Source organism: Rudaea sp., from assembly GCF_047601565.1.
Classification (GTDB): Bacteria; Pseudomonadota; Gammaproteobacteria; order Xanthomonadales; family Rhodanobacteraceae; genus Rudaea.
The window spans coordinates 803,991-818,864 of record NZ_JASGIY010000001.1 but is presented as its reverse complement, the minus strand read 5'-3'; the positions used below and the strand labels follow the sequence as shown (position 1 = coordinate 818,864).

The following is a 14,874-nucleotide window of genomic DNA, read 5'->3' as shown; positions in this document are numbered from 1 at the left end:
CCCATCGAGTAACGCCATGATCAAGCCCATTCTTGCCGCCGGTTTTCTTTTCGTCGCGGCCGCCGCGTTTGCCCGCGGCACGACGTTCGACGATGTCTCCAGCAGTGGTGCGTCCGCCGCCGCAAGCCAGGCCGCGCCCGCATCCGGCGAGGAAAAGACCGTGCGCGACGCACTCGCGACACTGGCGCCGAAGGCCAAGGCGGAGGCGGTGGCGAAGTCCGAATTGCCGGGCTTCTACGAGGTGGTCGTCGACAACGGCCAGGTGGTCTACATCAGCGCCGACGGCAAATACCTGATCCAGGGCGACGTGATCGACCTGGCGCAGAAGGCGAGCCTGACCAGCCGCGCGCAGGCTTCGCTGCGCCTCGCCGCGCTGAAGAACCTGCCGCAAAGCAAGCGTCTCGTGTTCGCGCCGGCCAACCCGAAGCACACGGTGACCGTGTTCACCGACGTCGACTGCCCGTACTGCCGTCAGTTCCACAAGCAGATCGCGGCCTACAACCAGGTCGGCATCGCGGTCGAATACGTGTTCTTCCCGCTGTCGATCCATCCGGGCGCCGACAAGAAGGCCGAGGCGGTATGGTGCTCGCAGGACCGCAATGCGGCCTACACCGCGGCGATGAACGGCCAGGACCCGGGCAAGAAGACCTGCCCGAATCCGATTGCCGAGACGACCGCGCTCGGCATGAAACTCGGCATCGGCGGCACGCCGACCATCCTCAACGAGAAGGGAGTGCAGGTGAACGGTGGCGTCGTGCAGGATCCGAACAAGTTCCTCGCCGAACTCGACCGCCTCGCCGCGCTGGATGCGAAAGGCCCCGTCGCGGCGAAGTGACTTCAGGATGAAGTCATCCCGTGCAGGCAATGGATGGCCGATGACACGGGATCCAGCCTTTGTCCTCGTCGTCCCTGAAGTCTGGCCTCCGGCAGTCCCTGCGGGGGAGACGTACTTCCTGCGCGTCGGCTAGAATACGCGCCCCTCTCGCAAGCAGCCGATGCGCGCCATGTTGGTTTTCGATGGGCAACCGGCCCTTTCGGCGTTTCGCCTCGAGCGTCTCAACCATGAATTGAACCGCGCGCTGCCCGACTTCCGCGTCGGTGCGGCGCGCCATGTCTATTTCGTCGACGGCGCCGACGAAAAGATCGACCGCGACGCGCTCTGCCGCGTGCTGCGCGCGCAGCACGCGCCGGCGAAGAACGCGACGCTGTGGGTGGTGCCGCGCCTGGGCACGCAGTCGCCGTGGTCGAGCAAGGCGACCGAAATCCTGCGCGGCTGCGGCATCGGCGTGGACCGCGTCGAGCGCGGCGTCGCGTTCATGGTCGACAGACCGCCGATGCCGGGTTCCACGCAGTGGCAGAAACTCGCGCAGGCGCTGCACGATCCGATGACGCAGTCCGTGCTGGCCACGCTCGACGAGGCCGCCGCGCTGTTCCGCGCGGGCGCACCGGCGCCGCTCGAACGCATCGCGCTCGGCGCCAATCCGGCATTGGCTTTGAACGAAGCGAACGCGCGCCTCGGCCTTGCGCTGGCGCCCGACGAGATCGAATACCTCATCGCGCGCTACGGCGAACTCGGTCGCGATCCGACCGACGTCGAACTGATGATGTTCGCGCAGGCGAACTCCGAGCATTGCCGGCACAAGGTGTTCAACGCGAGCTGGACGATCGACGGCAAGCCGCAGGATCGCTCGCTGTTCGCGATGATCAAGAACACGCACCGGCTCGCGCCGGCGCACACGCTGTCCGCGTACAAGGACAATGCGGCGGTGATCGAGGGCAGCGCCGCGGCGCGTTTCTTCCCGCGCGAAGACGGCCGTTTCGCCGCGACGAACGAAGCCGTGCCCTATGCGATCAAGGTGGAGACGCACAACCATCCGACCGCGATCGCGCCGCTGTCCGGAGCGGCGACCGGCGCGGGCGGCGAGATCCGCGACGAGGGCGCGACCGGACGCGGCGCCAAGCCGAAGGCCGGCCTCGTCGGCTACGCGACCTCGTACCTGCGCATTCCCGATCTGCCGCGGCCGTGGGAGAAGGAGCGCCCGCTGCCGCCGCGCATGGCGAGCGCGTTCGAGATCATGCGCGACGCGCCGATCGGCGCCGCGGCGTTCAACAACGAGTTCGGCCGGCCCTGCCTCGGCGGCTATTTCCGCACGTTCGAGCAGGAGACGAGCGATCCGAGCTACCGGCGCGGCTTCGACAAGCCGATCATGATCGCGGGCGGTTTGGCGAACATGCGCCTGCCCGACGTGGAAAAGGGCAGCCTGCGGCCGGGCGATGCGATCGTCGTGCTCGGAGGGCCGGCGATGCTGATCGGCCTCGGCGGCGGCGCGGCGTCCTCGCTCGCCGGCGGCGATTCGTCCGAAGCGCTCGACTTCGCCTCGGTGCAGCGCGACAACGCCGAGATGGAGCGGCGCTGCCAGGAAGTGATCGATCGTTGCTGGGCGCTCGGCGAGGCCAATCCCATCGTCAGCATTCACGACGTCGGCGCGGGCGGCCTGTCGAATGCGATCCCGGAGATCCTCAACGACTCGCACGTCGGCGGACGCATCGAATTGCGCCGCATTCCGAGCGCCGATCCGTCGCTGTCGCCGATGCAGATCTGGTGCAACGAATCGCAGGAGCGCTACGTGCTCGGCCTGCGTGCGGCCGACGTCGAACGCTTCACCGCGCTGTGCGAGCGCGAGCGTTGCCCGTTCGCGGTCGTCGGCGAAGTCACCGAGGATCGGCGGCTCGTTCTCGCCGACGATGCGACTTCCGCTGCCGGCTCTGCCGAATCACGAATCACGAATCACGAATCGCGGCCTCTCCCGATCGACCTTCCGATGGACGTCCTGTTCGGCAAGCCGCCGAAGATGCAGCGCGAGGCGAAGCGCAAGCCGGCGCGCCTGGACATCGTGCCCGACCTCGACGGCATCGCACTCGAAGATGCGTTGCAGCGCGTGCTGCGCGCGCCGGCGGTGGGCTCGAAGTCGTTCCTCGTCACGATCGGCGACCGCACGGTCGGTGGCCTCTGCGCGCGCGACCCGATGGTCGGCCCGTGGCAGGTGCCGGTGGCCGACTGCGCGGTGACGCTGACCGATTTCGAGGGCTACGCGGGCGAGGCGATGGCGATGGGCGAGCGCGTGCCGGTCGCAGTGTTGTCGGCGCCGGCCTCGGCGCGGCTTGCGGTCGGCGAGGCGATCACCAACCTCGCTGCAAGTGGTGCCGTTGCGGACATCGGTGAGATCCGTCTTTCCGCCAACTGGATGGCCGCGGTCGCCGTGCCCGGCGAGGATGCGGCATTGTTCGACGCGGTGCGGGCGGTCGGCATGGAATTGTGTCCCGCGCTCGGCATCTCGATTCCGGTCGGCAAGGATTCGTTGTCGATGGCGACGGTCTGGCAGCTCGACGGGCGCAAGCAGAAAACCGTTTCGCCGGTGTCGCTCAACGTCACCGGCTTCGCGCGCGTGACCGACGTGCGCCAGTCGCTGACGCCGCAGTTGCGCATGGACGCGGGCGAGACCGAGTTGTGGCTGATCGACCTCGGCGCGCGCAAGAATCGGCTCGGCGGCTCGATGCTCGCCCAGGTCTACAACCGCGGCGGCGGCCTGCCGGCCGACGTCGACGATCCGCAGCGGCTGAAGAATTTCTTCGCCGCGGTCCAGGCGGCGAACGCGAAGGGCCTCTTGCTCGCCTATCACGACCGTGCCGACGGCGGCGTGCTCGTCACCCTGATCGAGATGGCGCTCGCCGGACACTGCGGCCTCGACGTCGAAATGAACGGCTGGGGCGAGGCCATCCTGTCGTCGTTGTTCTCCGAGGAACTCGGCGCCGTCGTCCAGATCCGCAAGAGCGATCGCGAGGCTTTCCTTGCGCTGCTCGCCGAGCACGAACTCGACAAGCTGGCGAATTTCTGCGGCGTGCCGCACAAGCGCAAGCGCGTGAAGCTCTGGCTCGGCGGCGAGCGCATCGCGCGCTGGCCGTGGGAAGACCTGATGAGCGCGTGGTCGGAGACCAGCTACCAGATGGCCGCGCGCCGCGACAACCCGCAAAGCGCGCGCGACGAGGATGGCTTGCGCAGCGACGATTCCGACCCCGGCATCATGCCGAAGCTGACGTTCAATCCGGCCGACGACGTCGCCGCGCCGTACATCGCCGCCGGCGCGCGGCCGAAGATCGCGATCCTGCGCGAGCAGGGCGTCAACGGCCAGGTCGAGATGGCCGCCGCGTTCACGCGTGCGGGCTTCGATGCCTACGACGTGCATATGAGCGACCTGCAATCCGGTCGTCACAAGCTCGCCGATTTCCGCGGCTTCGCCGCGTGCGGCGGCTTCTCCTACGGCGACGTGCTCGGCGCGGGCCGCGGCTGGGCGACCTCGATCCTGTTCAATGCGAAACTGCGCGACGAATTCGCCGCGTTCTTCGCCGACCCGACCAAGTTCGCGCTCGGCGTCTGCAACGGCTGCCAGATGCTCGCGGCGCTCAAGGAAATCATCCCGGGCGCCGAACCGTGGCCGAGCTTCGAGCGCAACACGTCCGAACAATACGAGGCGCGCCTGGTCACGCTCGAAGTCGTCGATTCGCCTTCGCTGTTCTTCAAAGGCATGGCCGGTTCGCGCATCCCGATCGCGGTCGCGCACGGCGAGGGGCGCGCCGAGTTCGCGAAAGGCGGCGACGCGCGGCGCACGGCGGTGAGCCTGCGCTACGCCGACCACTACGGCCGCGCGACCGAAGCGTATCCGCTCAACCCGAACGGCTCGCCGGGCGGCATCGCCGGCATCACCGCGGCGGACGGCCGCGTCACCGCGCTGATGCCGCATCCCGAACGCGTGTTCCGTACGGTGCAGATGTCGTGGGCGCCGCGCGAATGGGGCGAGGATTCGCCATGGATGCGCATGTTCCGCAACGCGCGCGTGTGGACGCGTTGATGCGCGATTCGCCGATCTACCGTTTTCTGCTGATCGGCGCGCTGTGGCTGCCCGCGGCGTTCTTCCTCTGGTTCTCGCTGCGCGCCCAGTTCGCCTGGCCTGTGGTGCAGATCGCCAAGGCGACGTTGCTGCACTTCTGGCCGCATCTGTTTCTCGACGTCGTCGCCGGCGCCGACGAGATCAACCAGGCGACCGGGCAGCTCCTCGCGCACCACGGCGACTGGATGCAGGTCGACACCAACGTCCTCTACAACGCGGTGAAGGACGGCGCGCCGAAGTTCGCGTTCTTCGACTTCGCCCTCAACCCGATGATCTACGGTTACAGCGTGCCGCTGTTCGCCGGCCTCGTCATGGCGACGCCGCTGGAAACGTGGCGGCGCGCGGTGCAGATCGTCACGGGCCTCGTCGTGCTCTGGCTGACCCAGTCTTTCGGCGTCGTCGCCGAGGCGTTCAAGGTACTCGGTTTGCAATTGCCCGAAGGCACGGCGAAGATGCACGAACTGGGCTATTCGACGGAGCTGATCGCGCTGGCCTACCAGTTCGGATATCTGATCCTGCCGCCGCTCGTGCCGGCGGTGTTGTGGATCCTGTTCAACCGCGCGTTCATCGAGGAATTGACGCGCCCGTCGGCCGCTGCGGCAGCGGAACCTAATCGCGCGAACGCGGTCGAAGCGCCGCAGCCAGGGGAATGAATCGACCATGTCCGCCGTACAGCCATTGCCGGATCCGCCGAGGCAGGATCAGAACGAGTCGCTCGACGAGCGCATCTGCGCGTACCTCGTCGGCCGCGGCCGCCTGAAGGAGAACGACCTCGCGCGCGCGCGGCGCTTGCTCGAGGAGAACGGCGAAGGCAATCTCGTGCCGCTGCTGACGCGCCTGGGCCTCGTCTCCGAGCGCGAGATGGGCGATGCGCTGTCCGAGGTGATGGGCCTGCCGCTGGTCACCGCGAAGGAGTTTCCCGACGCGCCGCCGCAGAACGTGGCCATGTCGATCCGTTTCCTCAAACAGCACCATATCGCACCGATCGGCGAAACCGACGACAAAATCACTTGGGTCGTCGCCGATCCGGCCGAGGAATATCCCATCCAGGCGGTACAACTGGCGACCGGCAAGACGGCCGAAGTCAAAGTCGGCTTCCGCTCCGAGATCGACGACCTGATCGAGCGTTACTACGGCCAGGGCCGCTCGGCGATGGGTTCGATCGTCGAGAGCCTGTCCGAGGACGCGACGCGCAGCGAGGACGACATCGAGCATCTGCGCGATCTCGCCTCCGAGGCGCCGGTCATTCGCCTGGTCAACCTGATCATCCAGCGCGCGGTCGAGCAGCGCGCCTCCGACGTGCACATCGAGCCGTTCGAGAGCCGTCTCAAGGTCCGCTACCGCATCGACGGCGTGCTGCTCGAGGCCGAGTCGCCGCCGGCGGCGTCGACCGCAGCAGTAATTTCGCGCGTCAAGATCATGGCCAAGCTCAACATCGCCGAGCGCCGCCTGCCGCAGGACGGACGCATCCCGCTGCGCGTGCAGGGCAAGGAGCTCGACCTGCGCGTGTCGACCGTGCCGACCAGCTTCGGCGAGTCGGTGGTCATGCGTATCCTCGACCGCGAATCGGTCGTGTTCGATTTCCACAAGCTCGGCTTCACCGACGAGTTCCTGCCGAAATTCCTCAAGGTGCTCGAACTGCCGCACGGCATCATGCTCGTCACCGGCCCGACCGGCTCGGGCAAGACGACGACGCTGTACACGGCGTTGTCCAAGCTCAATACGCCGGACGTCAAGATCATCACGGTCGAGGATCCGGTCGAATACCAGATCGAGGGCATCAACCAGATCCAGGCCAAGCCGCAGATCGGCCTCGACTTCAGCCATGCGCTGCGCTCGATCGTGCGCCAGGACCCGGACATCATCATGATCGGCGAAATGCGCGACCTGGAGACCGCGAAGATCGCGATCCAGTCCGCGCTGACCGGCCACTTGGTGTTGTCGACGCTGCATACGAACAATGCCGCCGGCGCGGTGACGCGCATGCTCGATATGGGCGTCGAAGACTATCTGCTCACCTCCACCGTGAACGGTGTGCTCGCGCAGCGCCTCGTGCGCCGGCTCGATATCGAGCATGCGCACAAGTACGAGGCCATGCCCGAGGTAATCGAGGAGTTCGGCCTGCGCCGCTTCCAGCCGGAGGGCAGGATCGAACTGTACAAGCCGGTGCCGTCGCCGCTGTCGTCGACCGGTTATCACGGACGCACTACGATCATGGAATTCCTCGTCATGAGCGAGCCGCTGCGCCGCCTCGTCATGCAGCACGCCGACATGACCAAGCTCGAGGAGCAGGCGCGCGCCGAGGGCATGCGCACCATGTACGAGGATGGCCTGGTCAAATCGCTGCAAGGGCAGACGACGATCGAGGAAGTGCTGCGCGTGACCTCGGAAAGCTGATGGCGCTGTTCCGCTACAAAGCCGTCACGTCGGCCGGCGAGATCGTCGAAGGCCAGTACGACGTCGTCTCGGAAAGCGAGGCCATCTCCAAGATCCAGGATGCGGGCAACATTCCGCTCGAGGTGTTCGCGGCCGATGGCGCGACGGGCGGCGGTGGCCTCGCGGCTCTGTTCAAGCGCGAGGCGATGAGCCAGACCCAGGTGCTGCAGTTCACCCAGCAGCTCGCGACCCTGCTCGGCGCCGGCCAGCCGCTCGATCGCGCATTGCAGATCCTTCTGGAACTGCCCGAAAGCGAAAAGGCCAGGCGCATCGTCGAGCGCATCCGTGACCATGTGCGCAGCGGCGCGCCGCTGTCGGAGGCGCTCGAGGCCGAGCCGGGCGTGTTCACGCGCCTGTACGTGAACATGGTGCGGGCGGGCGAAGTCGGCGGTTCGCTCGACTCCACGCTGACGCGCCTCGCCGACTACCTCGAACGCGCCAAGTCGCTCAAGGAAAGCGTGGTCAACGCGCTGATCTATCCGGCTATCCTGGTGGTGATGGTGTTCGCCGCGTTGTTCGTCCTGCTGACAGTCGTCGTACCGCAGTTCCTGCCAATGTTCCGCGACATGAACGTCGAACTACCGCTGATCACCAAGGTCACGCTGTTCGTCGGCACGTTGCTGCAGGACTGGTGGTGGGCAATGATCCTTGCCGTCGTCTTCGGCGTGGCAGCGGTCCGCAAGCGCCTGGCCGATCCGGAGAAGAAGCTCGCCTGGGATACCCGCCTGCTCGGCATGCGCGTGGTCGGGCCGCTGGTCGCCAAGCTCGAAACGGCGCGCCTCGCGCGCACGCTGGGAACTTTGCTCAAGAACGGCGTTCCATTGCTTACGGCGCTGTCGATCGCGCGCAACGTGCTCGGCAATTCGGCTCTGGCCGAGTCGGTCGACAAGGCGACCGAGGACGTGAAAACCGGCGGCGGCCTCGCGCATTCGCTGGGCCAGAGCAAACGATTCCCGAAGCTCGCGACGCAGATGATCTCGGTCGGTGAGGAGTCGGGCGAGCTCGACACGATGATGATGAAGATCGCCGACACGTTCGACGTCGAGGCGAAGAATACGGTCGATCGCATGCTCGCCGCGCTCGTCCCCGTGCTGACGGTGGCGATGACCGGCATGGTGGCGGTCATCATGATGGCGATCCTGTTGCCGATCCTGAGCTTGAGCAGTTCCATCCAGTGAGAAATGGCCATGAAAAAGTATAATTCTGTACCTGCCGTCGCGCGCCGCGAAATGCCGGCGAACGTGATGCGCAGCGCGGGCTTCACCCTGATCGAGATGATTGCCGTGCTCGTGCTGATCGGCATCGTCATGGGCGTGGTCGCCAACCGCGTGGGCGACAGCATCAACCGCGGCAAGGTCAATGCCGGCATCGCGCAGATGCGCTCGCTGGCGACCAAGATCGAGAACTATGCGCTCGACAACGGCGGGCCGCCGGCCAACCTCGCCGACCTCGTCACCCGGCCGAGCAACGCGACCAATTGGAACGGTCCCTACGCGACCGAGTCCGCGCTCAAGGATCCGTTCGGCCATGCGTTCCTGTACAAGGCGCCCGGCGATGACGGCCGTGATTTCGACCTGACCTTCCTCGGCAAGGACGGCCAGCCCGGCGGCGACGGCCTGAACCGGGACGTCGGCAATTGGCAGTAACGATCGGCGGCGAGCCGCTCGTGCGATGACGTTTCCAGAATGAATGGCGCGCGCTCATCGCGGGGCTTCAGCCTGATCGAGATCATCGCGGTGGTGTTCCTGATCGCGCTTGCGATCGGTGCGGTTTCGATCTCGTTCTCGAAGAGCATGAGCGGCGCGAAGATCCAGGCGGCGACGCGCGACATGGTCGCCGCGCTGCGCTATACGCGCGGTCAGGCCATCGTCAAGGGCAAGGAAACCACGTTCGACCTCGATCTCGCCAATAACAGCTATCGCGGGCCTGGCCGGCCCTCGGTGCAATTGCCGAAAAACATGCACGTGACGATGTTCACGGCCGATCAAGAAATCACGAGCGAAACCTCGGGCCGCATCCGTTTCTTCGCCGACGGCGCTTCGACCGGCGGCCACGTTTCCGTGCTCATGGAGCGCGTGGAATGGCGCATCAACGTCGACTGGCTGACCGGCGCGATCACGCGTGAGGAATTGCAGAGATGAACGCCGAATCGTGCAACGCTATGCTGCGTCGCCAAGGCGGCTTCACCTTGGTCGAGCTGATCGCGGCATTCGTCATCTTCGCGCTCGGCTTCGGCATCCTGCTGGAAGTGCTCGGCGACGCCATCCACACCACGCGGCAGGCTCAGCAGGCAACGCAGGCCGCGTTGTACGCGCAGTCGCTGCTCGATGCGCAGGGCATCGGCGAACCGCTCAGGGAAGGCGGCAGCAGCGGCGATTTCGACGATACCTACCATTGGCAGCTCAACGTCGTGCGCTACCAGCCGCAGATCGCCGCGGGATCGACGATGGCGCCGGCATTGGCCGCGCCCGGTCAAGCCGAATTGTTCCAGCTCGAGTTGGTCGTGAGCTGGGGAAACCAGTACCTGCAACACCACGCCCGTTTCGTCACGCTGCGCTCGATGACGCCGCCGAAGGCGGGCGGTCAATTGCCGTCGGGCCAGCCGCCGGGGTTCGGTTGACATGGGCAGGCCGATCACTTGGGTCGACCCCGCTCACCCGTTGCCCTCTCGCGCACGCGGGGGAGGGGGAGTGATCGTCGCACCGCGCACGCTATACGTACTTCATGGAAGCGATGGATTCAGCCTGCTCGAAGTGATGCTGGCCATCCTGCTGCTGGCGCTGTTGCTGGCGGGCGCCTACAGCGGCATCACTTCGGCCCGGCACAGCATGCGCTCGGGCGAGGCGATCATCGAACGCGTCGACAAGGTGCGCACGGTGCAGGAATTCCTGCGCCACCAGATTTCGCGCATCCTGCCGTTTCCGTACGCCCAGGACGGAACGAAAGTCGAGGTGTTCCAGGGCGACGGCAAGTTCATGCGCTTCGTCGCACCGATGCCCGGCTACCTTTCGCGCGGGGGCGCCTACGTGCAGACGCTGGCGTTGACGCCGGGCGACGACGGCCTGCAGCTCGTCTTCACGAGCACGCTGCTCAACGGCTTCGGCAAGGGCAAGAACGGGCCGGATGACGGGTCGACCGTGGTCTTGCTCGATCACATCGAGGACGGCACGTTCCGTTATCGCGGACTCGACCCGCAGGGCGAGCTCATGAACTGGGGCGAGAACTGGCAGGACTCGGGCACGACGCCCTTGCTCGTGCGCCTGGACCTGCAGCTTGCGAATGGCGCCCGGGTCCCATGGCCGCAGATGACGATACCGCTGATGATGGACGTCGGCGCGCGGCGGGCCGGCCCGATGGGGCTGGCCCGATGATCGCGCATTCTTCCCCGACCAAGGGAACAGAGCAACGGCCATCCGCGGCCGCAGTTCCTGGCAGGCGTTGTCCGGACCGGGAGCGAGGCGTCGCCTTGATCCTGGTCATGTGGGTCATCGCCCTGATGGCCGTGCTGCTCGGCAGTTTCGCCCTGATCGCGCGTACCGAGAATCTCGAATCGCGCCATCTGTTCGACGCAACGACGGCGCGCTACGATGCGATCGCCGGCATCGAGCTGGCGCTGTTCCAGTTGCGCAATCCCGATTCGCAGCAACGCTGGGTGGCGGACGGGCGCCCCTACGAATTCCCGTACGAAGGCGCGACGGTGCATGTGGAGATCACCAACGAGTCGGGCAAGATCGACCTCAACGTCGCCGACAGCCTGACCTTGACGACCCTGTTCCAGTCGATCGGCTTGGACCTCGATGCGGCCGATGCGCTGTCCGACGCGATCCAGGACTGGCGCGACGCGGATTCGCAAGTGCGTCCGCACGGTGCCGAAGCGCCGCAGTACGCCGCCGCCGGCCTCGATTACGGGCCGACCAATGCGCCGTTCCAGACCGTGTCCGAAGTGCAGCAGGTGCTCGGCATGAACTACGAGATCTTCAAGCGGATCGAGCCTGCGATCACGGTCTACTCGGGCGCGCGCACGCCCAACGCGGCCTATGCGCCTTACGAGGCGCTCATGGCGATTCCGGGCATGACCGCGCAACTGGCCCAGCAGATCATCGCAGTCCGTCAGTCGCAGCCGCCCGGAACCGCCGGCGCGATTCAGGGTCTGGCACTGCCCGGCGGCGCTTCGATCATGGCCTCGGGCGGCAGTCTCACGTATAGTATCAAGTCCAAGGCGACCCTCTCCAACGGCGTCAGCATCACCCTCGACGCCACCGTTCGTGCGGGCGGAATGAGTTCGTCGGGGAGGCCTTACACGGTATTGCGCTGGCGCGACGGAGAAGCGTCCTGATGCGGGCGCGCGGCATGTGCCTGCCGTCATTTCCGTTGCCTTTCGTTACATTTCGAGAACTTATCCCCTGTCGCGGAGTCTTTGATGCCGCGTATCGCGTCGTGAATCGCAACAAGCAGATATCCCATTCGCCGTTCCAGTCATTTTCTCCATGAGTGTCATCTCCACCATCGACGTCCAACTCGCACGCCTGCGTCTGCGCTATGCGAACAGCGGCCTGCCGAAGTTCTTCGCATGGTGGATGCGCGAGTTGACCGGCATGCTGCCGCAGCGCTGGCGCGCGTTGTTTGCCGAAGGCGCGCAGGAACTGCTGGTCGATGCGAAGCCCGGCCAACTGGACGTCTGGCGCCAGTCGGGCGGACGCTGCAGCGAATACGGCCGCATTGCGCGCGACGCGGCGGTCGAGGACCAGCGCAACGAATTCCTGCGTTTGCGCGACCGCATCGACGATCCCGGCCTGCGCGTGTTTTACTGCATCGCGCCGCAGCGCGCGCTGCGGCGCGAATTGACCCTGCCGGTCGCGGCCGAGGACAAGCTGCGCCAGGTGCTCGCGTTCGAAATGGACCGGCAGACGCCATTCAAGGCCGACCAGGTGTTCTTCGACTACCGCATCGTCCAGCGCGATGCGACGGCCAAGACCCTGCGCGTCGAACTGCACGTCGTGCCGCGCGCGCAGATCGACGGCGAGCTGACCGCACTGGCCGGCATCGGCATCGCGCTCGATGGGGTCGATTGCTGGCGCGGCACGCCGAATGGCGGTCGCGCGGGGCTCAACCTGCTGCCGCCGGAGCGGCGCGTCAAGCGCGTCAACCAGCGCCTGCGCCTCAATCTTGCGCTGGGCGCGGCGGCGGCAGTGCTGTTCGTCGTCGCCGGCCTGCTGTTCCTCAATAACCGCCAGGCCGGCCTCGATGCCATGAGCGCCGAGGTCGAAAAGGCCAAGGGGGAGGCGAAACAGACCGCGGTTCTGGCCAGGCGGCTCAAGGACAACACCAGTTCGGCCAGTTACCTGTACCGGCTCAAGCGCGACACGACGCCGATGACGGCGATGCTCGCCGACCTGACCAAACGCCTGCCGGACGATACCTTCCTCGAACGCCTGACCGTCGACGAAAAAGGCAAGGTCGAAGTGCAGGGCCAAAGCGGCAACGCCAACAAGCTGATCGAGGGTCTGCAGAAGTCAGAAATGCTCGACAACGCCGCCTTCATCGGCACGGTGCAGCCCGACGTGCGTACCAAGAAAGACCGGTTCACGATGAATTTCCAGCTGCACAGGCAGCCCGAGCCCGAGGCGCCCGACAAGGATGCCAGCAAGCCGGGCGACAAGAATGCGAAGAAGCCCGCGGAGGCCGCCGATGCGCCTGCTGCCTGAGTCCGCGCGCAGCCAGCGCTTTCTCGCCGTGACCCTGTTGCTGATCGCGCTGCTGCTGGTCTACCTGCTGTGCGTGCACTGGTGGCTGATATCGCCGTACCTGGCGATGCGCGAGCAGTACTACGACCTGAAGGATCAGCAATATCATTTCGCCGAGCTGATCCAGAGCAAGCCGGTGATCGAGCGGCAGCTCAAGGATGTTGCCGGGCTCGAGCAGGAAAACCAGGCCTTCCTCAACGACGCCGATGCGACGAGCGCGTTCTCGGACCTGTCCGAACGGGTCAAGCACGCGGTCGAAGAGTATCGCGACCCGAACGGACGCTGCACGATCAGCGGCATTTCGCCGATCAGCATCCATGCGCCGGAGGTGTATCTGCGCGTCTCGGCCAACGTCAACCTGAGTTGCCAGGCCGAGACGTTTTCGAAGGTGCTCTACGCGCTCGAGGCGAGCAACCCGTACCTGTTCGTCGACCGGCTCGTGATGTTCCGCCAGCCGATGCCCGGCACCGGCGGCAAGGCGGCCGCCCCCGCCGCGACCCTGGTCAACGCCCAGTTCATGCTCTCCGGTTTCCTGCGCCAGCCCGGCAACGCGAAGGGGGACAAATGAACCTGCGCGTCGCACGTGGCCTGAGTCTGGCCCTGGCGGGTTTCGCCGCGTGCATGCTGCTCCTCATCGTGCTGTTCTGGTTCGGCGTCGGCCGCGGTTACGGCTGGTGGCCGCTCGATCCGCCCGATTCGGCCGCGAGCCAGAAAAAATTCGCCAATGCCCAGTTCCGGCTCGGCGGCTGGGACAATTTCGCCGAAATCACCGCCCGCCCGCTGTTCAACGAGGACCGCAGGCCCACGCCGCCGATGCCGCCCGAGGCGCCGCCGGGCGAGGCGAAGCCGGTCCGCAAGCTCGATGTCGTGCTTGCCGGCGTCATCATCACCTCGAAGACGCGCCTGGCGATGGTCAAGGAGAAAGGCAAGGAAACCTCGATGACGGTCAAGGAGGGCGGCGCGATGCCCGGTGAATGGGCGGCGTGGAGTCTCGCCGAGATCAAGCCGCGCAGCGCCGTGTTCAAAAACACGGCCGGCGAGAGCGAGACCGTGGAACTCATTCCCGTCGCCACGACTCAAAAGCCCACGCCGTTGCCGACGCACGCCGCTCCCGCCGCGCCGGCCCAGCCGCCGGCGCAGACTTCGCCACAGCCGGGGCAGGCGCCGCCGATGCTGCCGGCCGCCGGGCCGGCGACGGCGGCCGATGCGGCGGCGGCGACCGATTTGCAACAGCGCATCGAAGCGCGCCGGCAGCAGATACGCGAGCAACAGCAACAGGGGCGGTCGGCCGAAGCGCCGCCGCAACAGCAGTGAACGAGATCAAAATGAGTTCGAGAGGTACCAAGCCAATGTCAATGTCAATGAAAACGATGTTTTTCGGTGTGTGCGTCGCGGTGGCGCTTCTCATGATCGGCTGCGGGCGATCCAGGCCGGCATCGGAGAAGGCGGCTGTGGCGGAAGCCGCGGTACAAGAGGACGCGCCCCCGCCCCCGCCGGACAAGCTGCCGCCGCATGCGGCTGCGACTCCCGTCGCCGCCGCGCCCGCGCAAGCGTCGCCGGGGGTTTCGTTCGCCCCCATTCCGCCGAGCAGGGATCCGGCCGCCCAGGCCGAGATGCAGAAGTATCGGGATATCCGTGCCCGCCAGGCCGAAGGCACCCAGCGCGAGAAGGAGGAAGCGCGGGCGGCGGCGATGCGCAATGCGCTGCAAGGCTCGCCCGAGAACAACGCGGGCCAGTGACCGGTCCGC

At 66.4% G+C, this 14,874-nt stretch carries 14 protein-coding genes; all 14 read left to right on the top strand.

Features of this window, described 5'->3' with window-relative positions; translation table 11 throughout:
* Window positions 1-16: 16 nt before the first annotated feature.
* Complete coding sequence (locus QM741_RS03480) at window positions 17-835, top strand: DsbC family protein (protein WP_415206348.1); 819 nt, start codon at window positions 17-19, stop codon at window positions 833-835.
* A 169-nt stretch (window positions 836-1,004) separates the two neighbouring features.
* The gene (gene purL, locus QM741_RS03475) at window positions 1,005-4,907 is read left to right on the top strand and encodes a phosphoribosylformylglycinamidine synthase (RefSeq protein WP_415206347.1); all 3,903 of its coding nucleotides are present in this window, start codon (window positions 1,005-1,007) and stop codon (window positions 4,905-4,907) included.
* Complete coding sequence (locus tag QM741_RS03470) at window positions 4,865-5,599, top strand: exosortase H-associated membrane protein (RefSeq protein ID WP_415206346.1); 735 nt, start codon at window positions 4,865-4,867, stop codon at window positions 5,597-5,599. Before purL ends, QM741_RS03470 begins: the two co-directional genes overlap by 43 nt.
* A gap of 7 nt (window positions 5,600-5,606) precedes the next feature.
* Entirely contained in the window at window positions 5,607-7,343 is a 1,737-nt protein-coding gene (gspE, locus tag QM741_RS03465) for a type II secretion system ATPase GspE (protein WP_415206345.1), read from the top strand.
* Window positions 7,343-8,560: a type II secretion system inner membrane protein GspF gene (gene gspF / locus QM741_RS03460; protein ID WP_415206344.1), complete on the top strand. Its 1,218-nt coding sequence runs from the start codon at window positions 7,343-7,345 to the stop codon at window positions 8,558-8,560. The genes gspE and gspF overlap by 1 nt, the downstream gene beginning before the upstream one ends.
* A gap of 9 nt (window positions 8,561-8,569) precedes the next feature.
* Complete coding sequence (gspG, locus tag QM741_RS03455) at window positions 8,570-9,028, top strand: type II secretion system major pseudopilin GspG (protein WP_415206343.1); 459 nt, start codon at window positions 8,570-8,572, stop codon at window positions 9,026-9,028.
* 39 nt (window positions 9,029-9,067) lie between these two features.
* Entirely contained in the window at window positions 9,068-9,523 is a 456-nt protein-coding gene (locus QM741_RS03450; protein WP_415206342.1) for a Tfp pilus assembly protein FimT/FimU, read from the top strand.
* A complete protein-coding gene (locus tag QM741_RS03445) occupies window positions 9,520-10,002 on the top strand; it encodes a type II secretion system protein (RefSeq protein ID WP_415206341.1) in 483 nt (160 codons plus the stop codon). The genes QM741_RS03450 and QM741_RS03445 overlap by 4 nt, the downstream gene beginning before the upstream one ends.
* Window positions 10,003-10,072: 70 nt before the next feature.
* The gene (locus QM741_RS03440; protein ID WP_415206340.1) at window positions 10,073-10,753 is read left to right on the top strand and encodes a prepilin-type N-terminal cleavage/methylation domain-containing protein; all 681 of its coding nucleotides are present in this window, start codon (window positions 10,073-10,075) and stop codon (window positions 10,751-10,753) included.
* Between the two features lie 95 nt (window positions 10,754-10,848).
* On the top strand, window positions 10,849-11,718 hold the full coding sequence (locus tag QM741_RS03435) for a general secretion pathway protein GspK (protein WP_415206339.1): 870 nt from the start codon (window positions 10,849-10,851) through the stop codon (window positions 11,716-11,718).
* A 151-nt stretch (window positions 11,719-11,869) separates the two neighbouring features.
* The gene (locus QM741_RS03430) at window positions 11,870-13,087 is read left to right on the top strand and encodes a PilN domain-containing protein (RefSeq protein ID WP_415206338.1); all 1,218 of its coding nucleotides are present in this window, start codon (window positions 11,870-11,872) and stop codon (window positions 13,085-13,087) included.
* Complete coding sequence (gene gspM, locus QM741_RS03425) at window positions 13,071-13,694, top strand: type II secretion system protein GspM (protein WP_415206337.1); 624 nt, start codon at window positions 13,071-13,073, stop codon at window positions 13,692-13,694. Before QM741_RS03430 ends, gspM begins: the two co-directional genes overlap by 17 nt.
* Entirely contained in the window at window positions 13,691-14,440 is a 750-nt protein-coding gene (locus QM741_RS03420) for a hypothetical protein (protein ID WP_415206336.1), read from the top strand. The genes gspM and QM741_RS03420 overlap by 4 nt, the downstream gene beginning before the upstream one ends.
* Before the next feature lie 47 nt (window positions 14,441-14,487).
* Window positions 14,488-14,865 (top strand): hypothetical protein, encoded by a 378-nt coding sequence (locus tag QM741_RS03415; RefSeq protein ID WP_415206335.1) that lies wholly within the window; start codon window positions 14,488-14,490, stop codon window positions 14,863-14,865.
* Window positions 14,866-14,874: the final 9 nt, after the last annotated feature.